Origin of the sequence: Deinococcus aerolatus (genome assembly GCF_014647055.1) — a bacterium.
Classification (GTDB): domain Bacteria; phylum Deinococcota; class Deinococci; order Deinococcales; family Deinococcaceae; genus Deinococcus; species Deinococcus aerolatus.
In genome coordinates this window covers 21326-41432 of the sequence record NZ_BMOL01000022.1, presented here as the reverse complement: position 1 = coordinate 41432, position 20107 = coordinate 21326, and the positions used below count along the sequence as shown (strand labels likewise).

General features: G+C 67.3%; 20 protein-coding genes. 13 read left to right on the top strand and 7 right to left on the bottom strand.

Annotation, left to right across the window (positions count from 1 at the left end; genetic code table 11):
• Nucleotides 1-244 precede the first annotated feature (244 nt).
• Nucleotides 245-1651, bottom strand: a complete 1407-nt coding sequence (locus IEY31_RS16400; protein ID WP_188973954.1) for an NAD-dependent succinate-semialdehyde dehydrogenase — start codon at nt 1649-1651, stop codon at nt 245-247.
• 115 nt (nt 1652-1766) lie between these two features.
• Between IEY31_RS16400 and IEY31_RS16395 the strand changes: the two genes are divergently transcribed.
• Together IEY31_RS16395 and IEY31_RS16390 are read left to right on the top strand one after the other, a co-directional pair.
• Nucleotides 1767-2495, top strand: a complete 729-nt coding sequence (locus tag IEY31_RS16395) for a phosphodiester glycosidase family protein (protein WP_229723726.1) — start codon at nt 1767-1769, stop codon at nt 2493-2495.
• Between the two features lie 54 nt (nt 2496-2549).
• The gene (locus IEY31_RS16390; RefSeq protein WP_188973952.1) at nt 2550-3494 is read left to right on the top strand and encodes a hypothetical protein; all 945 of its coding nucleotides are present in this window, start codon (nt 2550-2552) and stop codon (nt 3492-3494) included.
• 111 nt (nt 3495-3605) lie between these two features.
• Here the strand turns inward: IEY31_RS16390 and yidC are convergent, their stop codons facing one another.
• The 4 genes from yidC to rpmH form a co-directional block, all read right to left on the bottom strand.
• Entirely contained in the window at nt 3606-5276 is a 1671-nt protein-coding gene (gene yidC, locus IEY31_RS16385) for a membrane protein insertase YidC (RefSeq protein WP_188973950.1), read from the bottom strand.
• Nucleotides 5276-5605 (bottom strand): membrane protein insertion efficiency factor YidD, encoded by a 330-nt coding sequence (gene yidD / locus IEY31_RS16380; RefSeq protein WP_188973947.1) that lies wholly within the window; start codon nt 5603-5605, stop codon nt 5276-5278. Before yidD ends, yidC begins: the two co-directional genes overlap by 1 nt.
• Nucleotides 5602-6033: a ribonuclease P protein component gene (rnpA, locus tag IEY31_RS16375; protein ID WP_188973945.1), complete on the bottom strand. Its 432-nt coding sequence runs from the start codon at nt 6031-6033 to the stop codon at nt 5602-5604. Before rnpA ends, yidD begins: the two co-directional genes overlap by 4 nt.
• An 87-nt stretch (nt 6034-6120) precedes the next feature.
• Complete coding sequence (gene rpmH, locus IEY31_RS16370; protein ID WP_029479434.1) at nt 6121-6264, bottom strand: 50S ribosomal protein L34; 144 nt, start codon at nt 6262-6264, stop codon at nt 6121-6123.
• A gap of 297 nt (nt 6265-6561) precedes the next feature.
• Here rpmH and IEY31_RS16365 point away from each other — a divergent pair, with 297 nt between their 5' ends.
• The 10 genes from IEY31_RS16365 to IEY31_RS16320 all read left to right on the top strand — a co-directional run bounded on the left by IEY31_RS16365 (nt 6562) and on the right by IEY31_RS16320 (nt 16785).
• Nucleotides 6562-7125: a MarR family winged helix-turn-helix transcriptional regulator gene (locus tag IEY31_RS16365; RefSeq protein WP_188973943.1), complete on the top strand. Its 564-nt coding sequence runs from the start codon at nt 6562-6564 to the stop codon at nt 7123-7125.
• 241 nt (nt 7126-7366) lie between these two features.
• Nucleotides 7367-9133: a glyoxylate carboligase gene (gene gcl, locus IEY31_RS16360; RefSeq protein WP_229723725.1), complete on the top strand. Its 1767-nt coding sequence runs from the start codon at nt 7367-7369 to the stop codon at nt 9131-9133.
• Nucleotides 9134-9231: 98 nt separating this feature from the next.
• On the top strand, nt 9232-10023 hold the full coding sequence (locus tag IEY31_RS16355) for a hydroxypyruvate isomerase family protein (protein ID WP_188973939.1): 792 nt from the start codon (nt 9232-9234) through the stop codon (nt 10021-10023).
• A 38-nt stretch (nt 10024-10061) separates the two neighbouring features.
• Nucleotides 10062-10949: a 2-hydroxy-3-oxopropionate reductase gene (locus IEY31_RS16350; RefSeq protein WP_188973937.1), complete on the top strand. Its 888-nt coding sequence runs from the start codon at nt 10062-10064 to the stop codon at nt 10947-10949.
• Between the two features lie 106 nt (nt 10950-11055).
• Nucleotides 11056-12309, top strand: coding sequence for a glycerate kinase type-2 family protein (locus tag IEY31_RS16345; RefSeq protein WP_229723724.1), 1254 nt, complete (start codon nt 11056-11058; stop codon nt 12307-12309).
• A gap of 275 nt (nt 12310-12584) precedes the next feature.
• A complete protein-coding gene (locus IEY31_RS16340) occupies nt 12585-13064 on the top strand; it encodes a fasciclin domain-containing protein (protein WP_188973935.1) in 480 nt (159 codons plus the stop codon).
• A gap of 86 nt (nt 13065-13150) precedes the next feature.
• A complete protein-coding gene (locus IEY31_RS16335; RefSeq protein WP_229723723.1) occupies nt 13151-14449 on the top strand; it encodes a VanW family protein in 1299 nt (432 codons plus the stop codon).
• Nucleotides 14450-14509: 60 nt separating this feature from the next.
• On the top strand, nt 14510-15289 hold the full coding sequence (locus IEY31_RS16330) for an ATPase (protein WP_373289189.1): 780 nt from the start codon (nt 14510-14512) through the stop codon (nt 15287-15289).
• Nucleotides 15286-16395, top strand: coding sequence for an enolase C-terminal domain-like protein (locus IEY31_RS16325; protein ID WP_188973934.1), 1110 nt, complete (start codon nt 15286-15288; stop codon nt 16393-16395). The genes IEY31_RS16330 and IEY31_RS16325 overlap by 4 nt, the downstream gene beginning before the upstream one ends.
• A gap of 123 nt (nt 16396-16518) precedes the next feature.
• Entirely contained in the window at nt 16519-16785 is a 267-nt protein-coding gene (locus IEY31_RS16320; protein WP_188973932.1) for a hypothetical protein, read from the top strand.
• A gap of 242 nt (nt 16786-17027) precedes the next feature.
• Here IEY31_RS16320 and IEY31_RS16315 read toward each other — a convergent pair whose 3' ends face one another.
• Both IEY31_RS16315 and IEY31_RS16310 read right to left on the bottom strand, forming a co-directional pair.
• On the bottom strand, nt 17028-18371 hold the full coding sequence (locus tag IEY31_RS16315; RefSeq protein ID WP_229723722.1) for a S8 family peptidase: 1344 nt from the start codon (nt 18369-18371) through the stop codon (nt 17028-17030).
• 89 nt (nt 18372-18460) lie between these two features.
• Nucleotides 18461-19027, bottom strand: coding sequence for a chloramphenicol phosphotransferase CPT family protein (locus IEY31_RS16310; protein ID WP_188973928.1), 567 nt, complete (start codon nt 19025-19027; stop codon nt 18461-18463).
• Between the two features lie 107 nt (nt 19028-19134).
• Between IEY31_RS16310 and IEY31_RS16305 the strand changes: the two genes are divergently transcribed.
• Nucleotides 19135-20046 carry a CBS domain-containing protein gene (locus IEY31_RS16305; RefSeq protein WP_188973926.1) on the top strand — a complete coding sequence of 304 codons (912 nt, stop codon included), beginning with the start codon at nt 19135-19137 and terminating at the stop codon, nt 20044-20046.
• Nucleotides 20047-20107: the final 61 nt, after the last annotated feature.

Sequence of the window (20107 nt, the reverse complement as noted above, 5' to 3'; positions counted from 1 at the left end):
CTCTTTCACGCTTCACTTGTCATGCTGCCCGCCTCTCTCGAGGCTCAGAAAAGATACAGGGCATTCGCGAAACTGTCAACCCCCCTTGCAGTTTGCGCGTGCGAAACAGCCCCAGCGCAGACAGCGTCAAACCAAAAAGGGCGTTGTTGACGGCTTTTTTCTTGAGGGTCGTCATGGCCCAGGTAAAGAGAAGGGGCCGCGCGAAAGATTCACGCCGCCCCACTCCTGCCCCACACCACCGAAATCAGCGGACCGTCATGCTCAGGTACTTGGTGCTCAGGTACTCCTGGATGCCCCAGGGCCCGCCCTCGCGTCCATAACCACTCTGCTTGACGCCGCCGAATGGGGCCTGCGCGGTGCTGGGCACCGGATCGTTCAAGCCAATGATTCCGTATTCCAGTTGCTCGCTGACGCGGAAGGCACGGTTGAGGTCAGTGGTCCACAGGTACGCAGCCAGGCCGAACTCGGTGTCGTTGGCCGCCTGCACCGCTTCTTCCTCGGTGTCGAAGGCCAGCAGCGGGGCCACCGGGCCAAAGGTCTCCTCTTGCATCACCAGCATGTCGGGCGTGACGCCCGTCAGGACCGTGGGCTGAAAGTACAGACCGTCCCCAGCCTCGCCGCCGGTGCTGGCCCGCGCCCCCTGGGCCAGGGCGTCGTCCACATGCCGCTGCACCTTCTCCAGGCCCTGTGCATCCACCAGTGGACCAATCTGGGTGGCCGGGTCCAGGGGATCGCCCACCTTCAGCGCCTCCACAGCCCGGGTCAGGCGAACCGTGAACTCCTGCAGAATCTCGCGCTGCACATAGATGCGGTTGGTGCACACGCAGGTCTGCCCCGCGTTGCGGAACTTGCAGGCCACCACGTCCAGGACGGCCTGGTCCAGATCAGCGTCGGCGAAGATCAGATATGGGGCGTGACCGCCCAGTTCCAGCGACACGCGCTTGAGGGTGGGGGCCGCCTGGGCCGCCAGCAGTCGGCCCACCTCGGTACTGCCGGTAAAGGTCACCTTGCGGATGCGGGCGTCGTCCATCATGACCTTCGTGATGACAATGGGATCGCTGGCCGTGATCACCTGGAAGGTGTCGACCGGGCCACCTGCCTCGGTCCACAGGTCACGCATCTTCAGGGCGGTCAGCGGGGACTGCTCGGCCGGCTTGAGAATCACCGTGCAGCCGGCTGCCAACGCCGGAGCCACCTTGCGGGTCGCCATCGCCGCCGGGAAATTCCAGGGGGTCACCGCGTACACCGGCCCCACCGGTTCCTGCGTGACCAGCAGCCGCTTGCCCGGTACCTGACTGGGTACGATGTCGCCAAACACACGCTTGGCTTCCTCGGCGTACCACTCGATAAAGGACGCCGCGTACCGCACCTCGCCCAGCGCCTCGGTCACCGGCTTGCCCATCTCTCGGGCAATCAGGGTGGCGATCTCCTGCTCGTCGCGCCGCATCAGGTCGAAGAACGAGCGCAGCAATGAGGCGCGGGCGTAGGCGGTGGTGCGCCGCCACGTCGCGAAAGCGGCCACCGAGCGGTCGGCGGCGGCGCGGGCCTCGTCCGCACCGTGATCGGGAAGCTGGGCGATCACCTCACCGCTTGACGGGCTGCGCAGGTCAAAGGTGGACTGAACGGGCCTTGCACTCTCGGAGGGGGTCATGCGGACATGGTAAGGCGGCGCCAGACCCCCATTTGCCACGGCCCCACAGTGCGGCGGGCTGAAGCGGAAAGCCGCCCTCTTTTCTCAGCCCCGCTGGGCGGCATCATGCCTTGCGATGATCGCCGTCCGTTTCCTCCTTACCGCGCTGCTGATGTCGTGCAGCCCCGCCTCCCAGGCCTTCCAAGTGAACAAGGTGGTGTCAGCGGGCATGCTGTACACCGTCGCCGAGGTTGACCTGACCAGAGATCGGCTGGAACTGCACTGGCTCAATCCCACCACCGCCCAGCCCTATGCCAGCTTCGCCCAGGTGCAGGGCCGCCTGAACAAGCTGGGGCGCGACATGCTGTTCGCCACCAACAGCGGCATCTACGCGCCGGGCCTGCGTCCGCTGGGGCTGCATGTCGAGGGCGGCAGGACGCTGGTGCCGGTCAACAATGCCCGCTCGGGCGGCAATTTCGCGCTGCTGCCCAACGGGGTGTTCTGGGTCCGGGGCAGACAGGCGGGTGTGACCGAAACCCAGGCCTATCGCCGGCTGGCCCCTCAGCCCACCTTCGCCACGCAGTCGGGGCCGCTGCTGCTGGCCGGCGGGCAGGTACATCCAGCATTTAATAGGGGAAGCCCTTCCTTCAAGGTCCGCAGCGGCGTGGGCGTGTGTTCGGACGGGCGGGTCCGCTTTGCGGTCAGCGCCGGACCCGTCAATTTCTACGCCTTTGCGGTGTTCTTCCGGGACCGCCTGAAATGCCCCGACGCGCTGTATCTGGACGGCAGCATCAGCGCCTACGCGACGCCAGAGAACAACACCCAGCTGGCGGATTTCGCGGGCATCTGGACCGTCAGCCGCTGAACCCTCAGCCCTGACCGCCCGGCCCCGCCCTCAGGGCCGGTGCTACGCTCCCTTATGCCCACAACCAATCTGACGCCGGAGGCCTTCGCCCGCGCCCGCGCTTTTCTGGAACGACAGGGCAGGCCCCTGGACGCAGCGCGGTTCCGGCACGCGTTTGAAGGTGCGGCGGCCGCCGGGGTGCTGGGCGAACTGCGCGCCTACCAGAACGGGGACGGCGGGTTCGGGCAGGCGCTGGAGCCGGACTGCCGCGCCCCCGAGAGCAGCGTGCTGGCCACCATGATGGCCCTGCGGGTGCTGCGTGAGCTGGACGTGCCGGCCGACGAACCGCTGCTCCGGGACGCCGTGGACTGGCTGCATGCCCAGTTGCACACCACTCTGGACGGCAGCGTGTGGCCTTTCCTGCCCCCGCAGGCTGAGGCACACCCGCACGCGCCGTGGTGGAACCAGAGCACGGGGGGCGAGCTGGCCCGCACCTTTGACGGCTTCCGGGTCAACCCGCGCGCCGAGATCGTGGGGCAGTTGTGGCACTGGCCCGAGACGCTGCCGGGCGGCCTGCTGGCCCAGCTGACGCTGGAAACGCGGGACGCCGTGCTGGCGGGGCTGGAGAAGGACGACGTGAACGGACACGCGGCAGCGGCGGTGTTTGCCGGAAGCCTGCACATCCCGGACGATCACCGCCGGCCCGTCCTGGAGTACCTGGCTGACGTGCTGCCGGGACGGGTACAGGCCGCCCCCGACGCCTTCGCCGAACACGGCCTGAACCCGCTGATGGTGGCCCCCACACCGGACCATCCGCTGGCGCACGCGCTGGAAGAACCGCTGAGCGCCGCCCTGCTGCACCTGATTGCAGCCCAGGCGGAGGACGGCTCGTGGAAGCCGAGCTGGACGTGGTTCGGGCAGTTTCCCGCAGACTGGCCCGCCGCCGAGGCCGGATGGCACAGCGCCCTGACCGTGGACGCCCTGCTAACCCTGGGGGCGTGGGGCCGGCTGGCGCGGTAGCCGCGTAGACGCACACCTCTCACCGACCTTCCGAAGAGCAAAAGAGCCGCCCCACCTTCACGGCGGGGCGGCTTTCTGTTGCCTGGCTGTTCTGTTGACCGGCTGGGCCGATCAGTCCTTGGGCGCGTCCAGGGTCTTGGGCGGCTTGCGGGGCTTGGTGGCGCCGGGCATGTTGGGGGCCGACTTGGTAATTACCGTCTTGGCTTCCCCACCTCCTGCGCCGGCCGCGACCGTGGTCTTCTGCACCCGCTGGCCGATGGTGGCGGTCTCGGCCTCCACCTGCTTGTTGATGATGACCTGCTGGATGATGCCGATCAGGGTCGACAGGATGATGTAGATGGTCACGCCTGCCGGGAAGGTCAGGGCGAAGTACAGGAAAATCAGGTAGATGAACGCCTGCTGCCGGAACATCTGCGGGTTCTTGCGGGTCATGACGTACAGCTGACCGATGTTCACGATCAGGTACAGCAGCGCCAGGATATAGAAGGGGTCCGGAATCGCGAGGTCCGGCAGCCACAGGAAGCCGCTGTCGAACTCGAAGTTGCGGATGGTGGACCACAGCGCGATCAGCACCGGGAAGGGCACAAAGGTGGACAGGCAGCCGGCCGGATTGAAGTTGTAGTCCTTGTACAGCCGCTGCATCTCGGCCTGCATGGCCACCTGCGAGTCGCGGTCCTTGCGGTCCTTGTACTTGTCCTGAATCTCCTTGATCTTGGGCTGCATCACCTGCATGCGCGCGGTGGTGCGGCCCTGCGCCTGCATCAGCGGCCACATGATCGCCCGCAGCAGCACGGTCAGCAGCATCAGCACCAGGCCCCAGTTGCCCACCACCTTGTAGATGGACTCCATGATCTTGACGATGAACAGGCTGATCTTGCCGAACAGGTTCGGGGCGAACAACCCTGGCAGCGCGGTGTAGCCGCTCTGGTACAGGTGAATCAGTTCGTTCTTGCCGCCGTAGACTTCCAGGTTGCTCACGGCGGGCACGCGGGCAGTGATCAGCCCCTGTTCACCGCCGGTCAGGGTGGCACTCGCCGTGGTGTCGCCCTGTGGCTGCACGATCAGCGCGTGGGCCAGCTGGCCCGGACCAAAGGGACCTGAGCCGGTCTCCTGCAACGCGGCGTACTGGATGTTCTCGACGGTCAGCGTGCCGCTGCCCTGCACCGAGGCCGGTTCCGCACCGTTTCGGGCGTAGGCCTGCACGCGCGGGTTGTCGGCCTTGCCCAGACCAGGGAACAGCATGTCCACGTTGGCCGGGCCACCCGCCACCTCGGTCTTCACGTCGATCTTGAAGTTGCGCGGGTGCAGCGTGACCGTCTTGGTCACGTCCACCCCGTTCTGGGTGTAGCGGAACACGGCGGTCTGCTCGTTGGCCGGAAGGTTGGTGGTCAGCTGCGGCTCGGTGGTCTCGGCAGGCTGCGCCGGGTCGAGGCCGCCGCCGGCCAGCGCCAGCGCCTTGCGGTCCCCTACCATGTTGACGAGACTGGCCTGGTTCTTCAGGCCGCTGAGGTTGGCGCTGCCGTCGGCATTGCGCTTGATGTACGGCGTGCCCGCGTAGCTCTTGACGAACCAGCCGACAACCTCGCCGCGCGCGTTGAACACCACGTCCTGCAGGTTGCTGGTGGCGACAAACTCATCGCCCGGCTGGCCGTCAAAATCGGCCTTGATCCAGTCAGGGGTGATGGCCTTGCCGAACACCGGCAGCGGCCCGGTCTGTCCGCAGCCCGTGAGCAGCAGGGCGCCCGCGGCAGCGATTAGAGGAAGTAACAGTCTGGGTTTCATCAGGATGCGTGTCTCTTTTTGGGGGAAGGGCTTGTCTGGGGGTCAGGCGGCGGTGACGAGGCCGGGGGTGGGGGGCTGGTCTCCAGCGGGGGAGGACCCGGAAAGTGGTCCGGCACCGGATCGTAGCCGCCCGGCACCAGCGGATTGCAGCGCAGCACCCGCCACGTCGCCAGCCAGCCCCCCCTGACCGCGCCGTGACGCTCAATGGCCTGCGCGGCGTACTCCGAGCAGGTGGGGGTAAAGCGGCAGGTGGGCACCGGCTTGCGCGGCGACAGCGTGCGCTGGTAGTAGCGCACCACCCTGACCAGCCCGCGTGAGGCGAGGCTCATGGGCGGTCCTTGGGGGGATGGGCGGGCGCAGGCGTCACGCGCTCTGATACGCGGCCGGGCCGGGCCGCGTTCCCCGCCTTGCCGCCGCGCTTGCCCTGACTGGGTGCCCTGGCAATGGCGCGGGCCAGCGCGGCCTGCAACTCGGCGAACGGCACTCCCAGCACGCCCGGATTGGGCAGCAGGATGGCGCGGCACGGCGGCAGGCCGCCCGGCAGGGTTCGCAGGGCCTCGCGCACGCGGCGGCGGACACGGTTGCGGTCCACGGCGCGCTTCAGGGTCTTCTTGGACACCACAATGCCCATGATGGCGCGCGGCTGCCACGGCTCGCCGTAACGCGGACGGTATTCGGTCAGGCGCAGCGTGAACAGCGGATCGCGCACCGCCACGCCGTGGTTGCGGACCTTGCGGAATTCGCGGTCGCCACGCAAAGAATCCAGCGCCACCGGACGGCGGGGCCGTGCCTGCGTGGCGCTGGGCTGTTCAGGATGGACGATAAGGTCCCGCTTCCGACGGCCTTACTCGTCGGCGACGGTCAGCTGGCGGCGGCCCTTGGCACGGCGGCGCGCGATGATGTTGCGGCCGGCCTTGGTCTTCATGCGGGCGCGGAAGCCGTGGGTCTTGGCCCGCTTGCGGACGTTGGGTTGATAAGTACGCTTCATGGTCGTTCTCCTTCCAGGCGGCCCACCCGGTCTGTTGTGGGCGGCCAGTTCTGTGTGGGTTGCCCGGCAAACGCAGCAAATCCCGCCCCCAGTTCCGAGGGCAAACTGGAGAAGTGTAGCACGCCGCCGCAGGGGGGAAAAGAGGCGGGGCGGCAGACCGCTTACCTCCCGCCAGTCTCTGAACCCACACAGGGCTGAACAGACCCCTGTGCCTCGGCCCCCGCGCCGCCAGCCCAGCGGTTACAATTTTCACGGTATGAACATTCATCTCGCGCCCCGTTCCCGGACCTATGCCGCATGACCCAGGCGGCCACCGACGAGAGGGCTCTGGCCCAGCCCGTGACCGGAAACACGGCCACCCTGCTTAGCCGCATTGAGCAGGACTGGCGGCGTCTCCGGCCTGAGCTGGATGCCTCCCCCATGCTGACGGGACTGCTGCTGGACCGCCTGGGCAGCGCCTTTGCGCGGCATGTAGAGCAGACCTACAGCGAAGAAGGCATCAACTCCTCCAACTGGGATCTGCTGCTGACCTTGCTGCGTTCCGCGCCGGCGCAGGGCCTGACGCACACCGAGCTGAGCGACCTGACCGCCATCTCCGGGCCGTCCATGACCAACCGGGTGACCCGCCTGCTGGACAAGGGCTTGGTGGAGCGCGTGGTGAGCGCCACCGACCGGCGCTCGGCGCTGGTGCGCCTGAGTCCACAGGGCCGCGCACTGGTGGAACGGCTGTTGCCCCAGCACATTGAGCGTGAGCAGCAGGCCCTGAGCGTGCTGACCGCAGAGGAAGTGGACGCCCTGACCCGCATTGCCATGAAGATCGTGGGGCATCTGGAAGCGGGCGCGGTGAACCGGCAGACCTGAGTACACGCCGGAGTCTGGACCACCGCCACATCTCCGCGTTTTTTATCTCCGGCGCCTACGTCTCCTCTGGCTGTTCGCCTAGCCGTACCCATGACCTGGTGCACCGCTGTCAGGATGGGCCGCGCATCTCCAATGCCTTCTTATTTCCATTCTATAAAAATTGTTATCATACATTGACAAATAGACGTCTAAGTTTTACGCTGGGTCAACAGGCTCACAGGAGGCAAGGCGTATGGCGAAGATGAGGGCAATTGAAGCGGCGGTGGAAGTCCTGAAGAAAGAGGGCGTGGACATTGCCTTCGGCGTTCCCGGCGCGGCGATCAATCCGCTGTACGCGGCCATGAAGAAGCTGGGCGGGATTGAACACATCCTGGCGCGGCATGTGGAGGGGGCCTCGCACATGGCCGACGGATATACCCGCGCCCGGGCCGGCAACATCGGCGTGTGCATCGGCACCTCCGGCCCTGCCGGCACCGACATGATCACCGGCCTGTACGCGGCCATCGCCGACTCGGTGCCGATTCTGTGCATCACGGGTCAGGCCCCCCGCGCCCGCCTGTACAAGGAGGACTTCCAGGCGGTGGATATCGAGAGCATTGCCAAGCCGGTGACCAAGTGGGCCGTGACCGTGCGCGAGCCCGCCCTGGTGCCCTACGTGTTCCAGCAGGCCTTCCACATCATGCGTTCGGGCCGCCCCGGCCCCGTGCACATTGACCTGCCCTTCGACGTGCAGATGGGCGAGCTCGAGTTCGATATCGACACCTATGAACCGCTGGCCGCCTACAAGCCCAGTGCCAGCCGCGCCCAGATCGAGAAGTCGCTGGAGATGCTGTTCGCCTCCGAGCGCCCGTTGCTGGTGGCCGGCGGCGGGATCATCAACGCGGACGCCAGCGACGATCTGGTGGCCTTCGCTGAACTGACCGGCATTCCGGTGATACCCACGCTGATGGGCTGGGGTGCTATTCCCGATGACCACCCGCTGATGGCCGGGATGGCGGGGTTGCAGACCTCGCAGATGTACGGTAACGCCACGCTGCTGGCCTCGGACTTTGTGTACGGCATCGGCAACCGCTGGGCCAACCGTCACACCGGAAGCATCGAGAAGTACACCGAGGGGCGCAAGTTTGTCCACATCGACATCGAACCCACCCAGATCGGGCGGGTGTTCGGCCCCGACTACGGCATCGTGTCCGACGCGGGCGCGGCCCTGCGGCTGATGGTGGAAGTGGCGCGCGAGCTGCGGCAGGCAGGCAAGCTGCCCGACTACGGGGAGTGGGCTTCAGCGTGCCGCGAACGCAGGCGCACCATGCTGCGCAAGACCCACTACGACAACGTGCCGATCAAGCCGCAGCGCGTGTACGAGGAAATGCTCAAGTCCTTCGGGCGCGACACCGTGTATGTCAGCACCATCGGTCTGTCACAGATCGCCGCCGCGCAGTTCCTGCACGTGTACGGGCCGCGCCAGTGGATCAACGCCGGACAGGCCGGGCCGCTGGGCTGGACGATGCCCGCCGCGCTGGGCGTGGTGGCCGCCGACCGCAGCAAGACCGTGGTGGCCCTGAGCGGCGACTACGACTTCCAGTTCATGATCGAGGAACTGGCCGTGGGCGCACAGTTCAAGCTGCCCTACGTGCACGTGCTGGTCAACAACAGCTACCTGGGCCTCATCCGCCAGTCGCAGCGCGGCTTCGAGATGGACTATCAGGTGCAGCTGGCCTTCGACAACATCAACGCCCCCGAGCTGGACGGCTACGGCGTGGACCACGTGGCCGTGGCCGAGGGCCTGGGCTGCCGCGCCATCCGCGTCACCCACCCCGACAAGATCAAGGAGGGGCTGGAAGAGGCCAGGGCGCTGGCCCAGAAGTTCCAGGTGCCGGTCGTGCTGGAAGTCATTCTGGAGCGCGTCACCAACATCAGCATGGGCACCGAGCTGGACAACGTGGTGGAGTTCGAGGACCTGGCCGACGCCCGCGAGGACGCGCCGACCGCGGTTGCGATGCTGGACTGACCCCGGTCTGAAGGCCCAGGCACCGAAGCGTCGTGACGAACGCGTTGCCCCTGGACCTTCTGACTTTTGCCCCACGCGGACCGCGCAAAGGAGACGCCATGCTCAAGTACGCTGCCAACCTCACCATGTTGTTTCAGGAACACGACTTCCTCGACCGCTTCGACGCGGCGGGCCGGGCCGGGTTCCGGTTCATCGAGTACATGTTCCCGTACCCCTACGACGCCGCCGAGTTGCGGGACCGGCTGGACCGCAACGGGCAGCGTCAGGCACTGTTCAACCTAGCTGCCGGAGACTGGCCCGGCGGAGACCGTGGCATTGCCGTTCAGCCGGGCCGTCAGGACGAGTTCCGCGCGGGCGTCGAGCAGGCGCTGACCTATGCGGACGTTCTTTACAAAGGTGCCGAAGGGCCAAGGCTGATCAACGTCCTCGTCGGGAAGGCCGAGGGCGACGAGGCCACCACGCGCAAGACAGTGGTGGGCAACCTCCAGTACGCCGCCGACAAGCTGGGCGACGCGGGCCTGACGCTGATCGTCGAGCCGCTGAACCCCTACGACGTGCCAGGCTTCTACCTGTACGGCACGCAGAACACCCTCGATCTGATCGACGAAGTCGGGCGCGACAACGTGAAATTGCAGTACGACTTCTACCACATGCAGCGTGTGGAAGGCCGCCTGACCGAAACCGTACGCGAGCACCTGGACCGCATCGCCCACATCCAGCTGGCCGATGTGCCGGGCCGCCACCAGCCAGGAACCGGGGAAATCAACTACCCCTTCCTGATGGCCGAGCTGGACCGCCTGGGGTACGGGGGGTACGTGGGCCTGGAATACATCCCCGAAGGGCGAACGGAAGACACGCTGGGCTGGCTCAAAACATTACAGAACGCCTGAACTTCGTCCCCCGACTTAACCTGAAAGGAGGCCACCACATGGCACACAAAGAAACCATCGGCTTTATCGGTCTGGGCATCATGGGCAAACCCATGGCGCTGAATCTGGTGAAGGCTGGATTCTCCGTCATCGTTCACAACCGCACGCCCGAGGTGATGGACGAGCTGGTGGGGGCCGGGGCGAAGGCGGCCCACAGCGCTAAAGAAGTCGCCGAGCAGAGCGACATCATCATCACCATGCTCCCTGATTCGCCGCAGGTGGAAGAGGTGGCGCTGGGCGAGAACGGCGTCACCCACGGCATCAAGCAGGGCGCGCTGTTCATCGACATGAGCAGCATCTCGCCCAACACCTCGCGCAAGGTCCAGCAGGAACTGTCGGCCCAAGGTGCAGACGTGCTGGATGCCCCAGTGTCCGGCGGACAGGTGGGTGCGGAAGGTGCCACCCTGAGCATCATGGTGGGCGGCAGCGAGGAGTCGTTTAACCGTGCCAGACCCGTGTTCGAGGCTGTGGGCAAGAACATCGTCCACATCGGCGGTCCCGGCGCGGGACAGGTCACCAAGATCGCCAACCAGATCGTGGTGGGCCTGACCATCCAGGCGGTCTCCGAGGCCCTGACGCTGGCAAAGAAGTCCGGCGTGGACCCGGCAAAGGTGCGCGAGGCGCTGCTGGGCGGTTTTGCCCAGAGCCGCATCCTGGACCTGCACGGGCAGCGCATTCTGGACGGCAACTTCAAGCCGGGCTTCCGCATCAACCTGCACCGCAAGGATCTGCGCCTGGCGCTGGAAATGGGCCACGAGGCGGGCGTGCCACTGTTCGCCACCGGCGTGGCCGCCAACATCATGGATGCCATGATCGCGCAGGGCGACGGCGATCTGGACCACTCGGGCATGGCGAAGTTCTACGCCGAGATGAGCGGCACCGAATAAGCCAGTCCCCACACCCCCAGCGGGACGCAGCCAGCGCCTTTTCGCGTCCTGCGTTCCGCTGTTCCTTTCCCTTCAGAACCAATTAGAACCAAAAGGAACCCCTGCCATGAACATCCGCTCACTGCTGGAACAGGCGTACCGCGCCGCGCTGGAGGCCGCGGGTCCGGCCCGCCTGCTGGCCCCACACCTGAAGGGCGAGAGGCCCGATTTCATCCTGGCGTTCGGCAAGGCGGCGCTGCCGATGGCACGGGCGGCCCTGGCGGCGTACCCCGGTGTGGAAACCCTGGTGATCGCGCCCCGCGGCACTGAGAATCTGGAGCTACCCGGCTCGGCCACGCTGATGCTCTCCAGCCATCCGGTGCCCGACGCCTCCAGCGTGACGGCGGCGGAAGCGGCGTTGGAGCGGCTGGGAGCCTTGAGAGAGGATCAACAGGCATTGGTGCTGGTGTCCGGCGGCGGCAGCGCCCTGATGGCCGCCCCGGACGGCGTGACGCTGGAGCAAAAGCAGGCCTTGACGCGGGAGCTGTTGCGGGCCGGGGCCGACATCGGCGAGATCAACACCGTGCGCAGGCACCTGTCGCGCAGCAAGGGCGGGCGGCTGGCGGCGGCCACGCGCGCGCAGGTCACGGCGCTGCTGATCTCCGACGTGGTGGGCGACGATCCATCCGTGATCGCCAGCGGCCCCACGGTGCCGGATGCCACGACTTTTGCGGAGGCGCTGGCGGTGCTGGACCGTTACAGCATTGCGGCCCCGGCAACCCGCCAGCACTTTCAGGCAGGCGTGGACGGCAAGGTTCCCGAAACGCCGGACCGCCTGCCACACGTCACCAACACCATCATCGGCTCCAACCGGCATCTTCTGGAGGCCGCGCAGGCGTACATCCAGGGTCAGGGTGTCCGGGCCGTCATCCTCTCAGACAGTTTCGAGGGCGAGGCCCGCGAACTGGCGCGGGCGCACGCGGCGCTGGTCCGCAGCGTTGAGAAGTATGGCGATCCAGTCAAGCCCCCCGTGGTGCTGCTTTCCGGCGGTGAGGCCACCGTGACCCTGCGCGGCGATGGCGTGGGCGGACGCAACCTGGAATTTGCGCTGGCGCTCTTGCTGGCGCTGGGCGAGGATGGCCTGCACGCCCTGTCGGCGGGCTCGGATGGCGTGGACGGCTCCAGCCCGGCAGCCGGAGCGTTCTTGACCCCCGGCAGCCGCGCGCGGGCACGGGCGGCGGGCCTGGAGGCACGCGACTTTCTGGAGCGCAACGATTCCGGGTCGTTCTTCGCCGCGCTGGGCGACACTCTGGTCACTGGTCCCAGTGGGCACAACCTGAACGACCTGCGGTTGATCGCAGTCGGGTTCACAGAAGACTGAACCCCACAATTAGCGTCAACCCAGGAGCTCCCGAACCGCATCAATGAAGTTCGGTGGTTTAACGTACAGTTCAATCCAGAATTTAACCTGATCACATACTGTATTGCGCCGTACGCGGGTCTTGCCGAATGGGCAGTTACGATACGGGCGTCAAAGAGGTTGTGGGTGCGGGTAGGATCCTTGCTTCACCGGGATATATCTGCCGCATCGCCCAAACTCTGAGAAGACCACGCCTGTTTCGCATGATAAGCCGCTCTCTTTTCTGGAGGACCACCATGAAAAAAATGCTTCTGATGACCACTCTGCTGTTGACTGGCGCTGCCGTTGCCGGCGGCGGCAGTTCCATGCCTGCCAGCAACACCATTGCTGGCATCGTGTCGAATGATCCCAACTTCAGCACCCTGCTGGCCGCCGTGAAGGCTGCCGGACTGGTCGAAACCCTGAGCAGCCCCGGCCCGTTCACGGTTTTTGCACCCACCAATGCCGCGTTCGCCAAGATCCCTCAGGCCGACCTGAACGCGCTGCTGAATGACCCCGCCAAGCTGAAGGCCGTGCTGCTATACCACGTTGTCGCCGGTAAGGTCACGGCCTCGCAGGTCATGGGAATGTCGAGCGGCACCACCGTGAACGGCGCGGACATCAACGTATCCACCAGCGGCGGCATGGTCATGATCAACGACGCCACGGTGACCAAGGCCGACGTTATGGCCAGCAACGGCGTGATCCACGTGATCGACACTGTCCTGATGCCCTGAGCGGAACCCGCTCAGACGGAAAGGGGGAGCGGCTTGCGGGCCTCTCCCCTTTCACCTTTCGCACGCCAGAAAAGGGAACGCATTTTATGACCGCATTCAAAGTGCTCTTGATCTCCTCGGGCCTCGCCGGGCTGGGCGCGGTGCTGGCCGGCTGTGGCCCCGCCGAGGCCGCAACGCAGGCGCAGGCGAGTCCTGTCCTCGCCGCCTCTGCCTCTCCATCCCCTCCTGTGATCACCCCCACCCCTGTAACACCAGCTCCCCCCGCCCCGGCGCCTGATCCTGAGCGCCCGCAGACGATGGAGCTGCGCTGGACGGTGCCGGAGCCGCGTCTGGTAGATGGAGAGGTGCAGCGTCCGCTGCTGAACCTGTCGGCCAGCCTGTCCCTGCGGCCCAAACAGACCACGCAGATCCGCGAGAGCGGCTCGCTGGAGACCATCCGGCCTGCGCTGGACCGTGTGTACGCCGGAATTGAGGCCAGACAGCCCCGCGACATCCGCTTTCGGCAGGTGGGCGCGGACTGGATCGGTGAGGCCCGCACCGGCTGGAAGGTGCAGCGGCAGGCCAGCGAGGCAGCGCTGCTGGGGGCCATCCGGAAGGGCCAGACGCGCAGCGTCCTGAACGTCGCGCTGGAAGCCCCGGCCCGCAGCGTGCGCTGGGCCGCCGGGAAGGGGCTGGGGCACCTGGCCAGCGGCCAGTCCAGTTTTGCGGGCAGCCCCGACTTCCGGGTGCACAACATCCGCACCGGGGCGCAGAGGATACAGGGCGCGTGGGTGGCGCCGGGCGGAACCTTCAGCTTCAACGCCCTGATCGGGCCAATCAATGCGGCCACAGGGTTTCAGCCGGGCTACGTGGTCACGGGCGACACCCTGTCCACCGAGGACGGCGGCGGCATCTGTCAGGTCAGCACCACCGTGTTCCGGGCCGCCTTCAACGCCGGCTTACCCATCACCGAGCGGCACGAACACTCGTATCTGGTGGGCTATTACGAGGAACCAGGCCTGGACGCCGCTGTCTACGCCCCCAGCAAGGATCTGCGCTGGAAGAACGACACCGCCGCGCCGCTGCTGGTGCAGGCCGCCTGGGACCTGAAGGCCGAGACGCTGACCGTCAGCGTGTTTGGAGCGGACGACGGCCGCAAGGTCCGCCTGTCTGAACCCTCCATCAGTGCCCGCAGGCCCGCGCCCGATCCCACCTTTATGGTGGACCGGGCACTAGAGAAGGGTGCGGCGCGGCGCGTGGACATGCCCGCCGCCGGAATGCGGGCCGTGGTCACGCGCACCGTCGCGTTTGCGGACGGCACACGCACCGAAGAAGAGTTTGTCAGTCGTTACAAGGCGTGGGGCGGGGTGTTTGCGGTCGCGCCGGGAGATGAGCGCCTTCGGTAAGGCGAGGTGGGCTGGACCTCTGGCGGACGCCCGGCCTCCGGGCCGTGTAGCCTGAACCCTGTGAGCGCCCGCCTGCCGTTGCCCCACCTTCGTCTTGACCACACGTCGCCCAGCGCAGATGAACAGGCGCTGGGCGGGCTGCCGCTGACGGTGCTGGTGGGCGTGACCGGGGTGGGCAAGAGCACCGCCTTGGCGGCCCTGCAACAGCTGACGGGTCAGCGAGTGCTGCCCAACCGCCGCGAGGTGACCGACGCCGTGATGCTATGGCCCCTGGCGGGCCGCGCCGTGACCGACCGCGAGGAACGCTTCGCCCTGACCGCGCAGTACCGCGCCGCCCACCCAGGCGGTATGGCGCAGGCGCTGGGCTCGCTGCTGGCCGACACCCGCCACTGGGGAACGGCCCCGCTGTTTGACGGCCTGCGCGGACTGGACGAGGTACGCCACGCCGCCCGGCACTTCCCGGCGTGGCGCTTCGTGGCGCTGGGTGCCCCTGACGCCGTGCGCGTGCGCCGCCTGCTGGGACGCGCGGACGGCTTCGATCAGGTGGCGGCAGACACGGGGGCAGCCAGTCACCTGCGGGCCGGGCTGGCGGCGCTGCCCGGTGTGGCCGCCGTCTTCACTGATGGGGAGCTGGACGAGCTGGCTGCGCTGGAAGGGCCGGACTGCCCCGCCGCCGGAGTGCTGGCAAAGGTCCGCATCGTGCTGAGCGAGCGCCGCCAGTACGATCCCGCCGCCGCCGAGGAGTTCTTGCGGACCCTGCCACCGCAGCGGGCGCTGGTTCTGGACACCGTGGCCCTGAGCCCGGCCCAGGTGGCACGGGCCGTGCAGGCATGGGCATGAACCCCCCTGAAGTGTCCCGCAGCGGCGTCACCGTTCAGAAGATTGAGGCCATTCCATACCGGCTGCCGCTGACCTCCGCTCTGGCCTGGGGGGCCCATTCCTCTATCAGCGCCGCCGAGCATGTGCTGGTGCGCGTGAGCCTGTCGGACGGCACGGTGGGGCAGGCCGAGGCCACGCCGCGCCCCACCATCTACGGCGAGACGCCCGCCAGCGTGGTGGCCGTGCTGGCCCACCTCTCCCCCGCCCTGACGGGACTGGACATCGCCGACGAGGCGGCCCTGAACCGGGCGCGCAACAGCGTGGCGAACAACCACACCGCGCGCGGGGCGCTGGACATGGCGCTGCACGACGCCCGTGCCCGCGCCGCAGGCCTGACCCTGTTTGACACGCTGCTGGGACCAAACCCGCGCGTGCGCGTCAGCTTCATCCTGGGGCTGGGCACGCCCGCCGACATGCTGGCCGAGGCCGAACGTGTGGTGGCGGCAGGTGTGCGCTGCCTGAAGGTCAAGGTGGGCCGGGACCACGCCCGCGATCTGGCCGTGATTGCCGACCTGCGCTGCACCTTTGGCGCGGACGTGCTGCTGTACGCCGACAGCAACGAGACCCTGACGCCGGAAACCGCCCCCGCCGCCCTGAGCGCCATGCGGGAGGCCGGACTGCTGTATGTGGAAGAGCCGCTGCCGGTGCGCGGGTTGCGGGCGCGGGCCGAACTGCACGCCCACACGCCGCTGCCCATCGTGGCCGACGACAGCTGCTTTACCCCCGCCGATCTGGCGCGGGAACTGGACTTCGACACCTTCGACGTACTGAACGTCAAGACTGCCCGCAACGGCTTTACCGACGGCGCGTGGATGCTGGGCGAGGCTGCCCGGCACGGCAAGCGCGGCATGGTGGGCTCGCAGGCCAGCACCGGGCTGGGCACCCTGCACGCCGCCCTGCTGTCCACCCACGCCGGGGTGACCGAGCCCTGCGAGCTGAGTTTCGTGCTGAAGTTGCAGGGCGACCTGCTGAACCGGCCCGTCACCTTCGAGGACGGGTGGCTGGACGTGAGCAGCCTGCGCGACCATGCACTGGACCCGCAGAAGCTGGCGCGTTACCGCCTGTAGACCTGCTTCGGCTCGCCCAGTGATTCCCGTCCATCCGTTTGGTGACTTTAGCCACTTTTTGCCGTCCTGCAAGACTTCTATGCAGGTGACAGTCATGTCAGAGGATGGCCCCGATAATGAGGCATGGATCAAGGATTGATCAATACCCTCATTCTGCCCCTGCTGTTCAGCATCTGCGGCGGCCTCTACCTGTACGTGCGTTTTCCCGAGCGCCGTCCACGCGCCCTGCTGGTCATGACCCTGTTTCAACTGGTGGGGGCCTACGGCTACTCCACCGCGCCCGAGGAGGCGCTGTTCGGCCTGCTGGTGATGCACGCCGCCGTGGTGTTTATCCTGCTGGTGCGCCACCTGCAGGCGCCCGCGCTGTTGCCGGGCAACACCCACCAGTAGGGGCGGGTGCACAGGGCAGTCCGAGAAGAGAATATTGATCAAGGCAAGTGGCGGCCCGCAACCGGGGCCGCCATTTTTCCTGCCCTGGCCCTGGCGTCTGAAGTATGTGTCAAAAGAGCTGTCCACTTTTGACCGAAGGAGTGAGAAAATTTAGTTGGGGATTTGGGACTTGCAAAGCTGCGGAGCAGAAAATGGCAGCGTCAGAAGTCTCTTTTTCTGACACTTCCATTCGGACAAATGCTCTAACGCAGCGCGGCACGCACGGCAGCAGCCGCGTCCAGCAGGGGCAATCCGGCCGTGCGGTTGACGCTGCCCAGCAGCAGGGCACGGGTCTGCGCCGCGCTCAGGCCAGGGTTTGCGCCGCGCATCAGGGCCACGACGCCGCTGACCATCGGGGCTGCGAAACTGGTGCCTACACTCAGCGAGTACTTTCCGCCGGAGGCCAGAACGGGTATATCCTCATTAGGCTTGGCTCCTGGACATGTGTTGTGTTTATAACCAGCACCGCCCGGCGCGACGATATCCAGCTTGCGGGGGTGCCCGGCGTCGGGGCGGGCGCTGTAACAGGCCAGCTCTCCGTCCCGGCTGCCCACCGCCCCCACCGCAATTACGTCCGGGTGGCTGGCCGGGTAATACACGCCCTCGTTCGGCGAGTTGCCCGCCGCGACAACCACCACCGCCGACTTCGTGGCGTTTGTGAGCGCCGCGTCCAGCACCGCGTCTCCCTGAAGATTGGGGGTGCCCACGCTGATGTTAATGACCTTTGCCCCTCGCTGAACGGCGTAATTCAACCCTGCGGCCAGGTCCGCCGTGCTGCCGGAGCCGGAGCTGTCCAGCACCGCGATGCTCAGCAGGGGGCCGCTCCAGGCCACGCCAGCAATGCCCTGGCCATTGTTGGTGTTCGCGCCGATCAGGCCGGTAACCTCGGTGCCGTGTTCGCCGGCCGTGATTTCCTCCCCATCCGGGTTCGGGACCAGACACGACGCAGCCTCGCTCACGCGGCCCTGCAATTCGGGGTGGCTGCGGTCCGCCGCCGAGTCCAGGACAGCGGTGGTGGCCCCCAGCGGCGTTTTTCCAGCGGCCTTCAGCTCGTCCCAGGCCTCCGGCACCCTGATGCGTGTCAGGTAGGTCTGAAAGACCTTGACCGTGCCTGCACCTGCCTTGATCTCCAGGCCCGCGTTGCCTGGAAACGCCAGATCATTGGGCACGGCCAGTGCCCGGTAAACGTAGTTGGGCTGGGTCCGCAACCCTGCGGCCTCCAGGCGACCCGCGAAGGCCTGATCGCTCTCGCCCGCCGGAGTCCGGGCCAGGCGCACCCCCGGAGAGATCGCCTGCGCCTGCACGCCTCCCAGAGCACTGAGGGCCTGGGTCTGCAGCGGCCCAGCCATACTGTCCGTCAGGATCAGCACCTGGCCCGTGACCCGCGCGGCGCTCCAATCGGCCCTGACTTGCGGCCAGTGCTGGGGGGCCGTGCCCAGCGAGGCGGCAATTAGGGGGCGGCACACTGCGGGGGACGGCGGCCCGCCCGGTTCCGGATTCGGGGCCGGCGGCTGGCCCAGACAGGCGGTCAGAAGCGCAGACAACAACAGGGCAGGCAACAGCACACGACGTGGCATGGCCCAGACTACAGGCCCACAGGCTGAGACGCATGGGGTGGGAGCCAGAGGGGCAGTCCCTACTCCGCCCCCCGACCCCACACTGCCCCGGCGGGCCGCGCCGTCCAGCCGGACACCACCCGCGCCACGTTGTGCGGCGGGGCGTCCGTGCAGTCAAGTTCAAGGTCATAGGGCATGAAGGTATGCACCGTCTGCGCGTCGCGGTGGGCGTCGCCGGCGCGACGGTCTCCACGCGCCGCCTCCCGCCGCTCCAGTTCCCAGACCGGACAGCGCAGGCCCACCAGATACACGTCGTGCGGGGCCAGCAGCTCGCGCAGACGGTCGCGCTGCGCCCCCGTCTCGATGATCAGGTCCACCACCAGATTGTTGCCCGCCGACAGCAACGCGGGCAGGCAGCGGTAGTAGCCGTCGAAGACCTGCGGCCGGATGCGCCCCCAGTCGCGCACCCGGCCCCCAGGCGTGCGCGGCAGCACGTCCGCGTCGAACATGAAGAAGTCCAGCGAGAAATGCAGGAACGGCCCCGCGGTGGTGTCGGGCAGCGCGTCGCGCAGGGCGCGGCACAGCGTGGTCTTTCCGGCGCTGGAGGCACCGTTGATCAGGATGATCTGGCCGGGCGGCGGGGGCATGGCCCCAGTCTTCCACAGGCGGTAATGCCGCCGTAATGCGCCTGGAAGAAGCTGGCCCGAGCCTAGAACCCCGTCCACGCCCCAGGCCCACCAGGAGGTGTTGCTCCATGTCCGATCAGACTGCGACCCAGACCGCATCCACCCCGTCCCCATCGCCCGAACTCTTAACGGTGGCCGACGCCATGCACCGCCGGGCCGTGAGCATCGGCGCTCACGCCACGCTGGCCGACGCCGTGGTCGCCATGCAGGAACTGAAAGTCAAGCGGCTGCCGGTGGTGCAGGAGGGCACCGGGCGTCAGAACCGGGTGATCGGTATCCTGACCGACGGCGAGATCCGGCGCCACCTGCCGCCACTGAAGGAGGGCCTGACCCCCTGGGCCTTTGCCGGGCGCGTGGGGCGGATGCGGGTGCGCGAGGTCATGCGCCAGCCGGTCCATACGGTCACGCCCCAGACACCGCTGGCCACGGCCATCCACACCATGCTGGAACGGCACATCGGCGGGCTGCCGGTGGTGGACGACAGCGGCGCGCTGCTGGGGATGCTGACCCTGACCGACGTGCTGCGCGCCGAGGCCAGAACTGCGCGGCTGCGCTGGGGCTCGGTGGAACAGCACATGACGGTGAGCGTGGTTTCCACCCCCGCCGCTGCCCCGGCGCACGAGGCGGCGGCCAAGCTGCGCGTCTCACGCCTGCGGGTCCTGCCGGTGCTTGACGGCCCCGTGCTGGTGGGCCTGCTGCACGAGACCGATCTGGCCGAGGCGCTGGACCGGGCCGCCGCCGTCCACGGCGATACGGTGCTGGGCAACCAGTTCTTTCTGGAAGGCAAGCAGGCCCGTGACCTGATGCGTCCGCCCACCGGGCACCTGCGCGGCGGCACTCCCATGCGCGACGCCCTGAGCCAGATGCTGGCGCTGGACGTTCACGGCCTGCCGGTGGTGGATGACGACGGCCACCTGCTGGGGCTGGTCACCATCAGCGACGTGCTCAGGACCGTGCTGGGCCAGCAACAGCAGGGTTAGAACAGGAAAGGCGGGACAGGAAATAAAGGTGGGGAACGGAGGGTGCGGTCCGGGCAGGCGT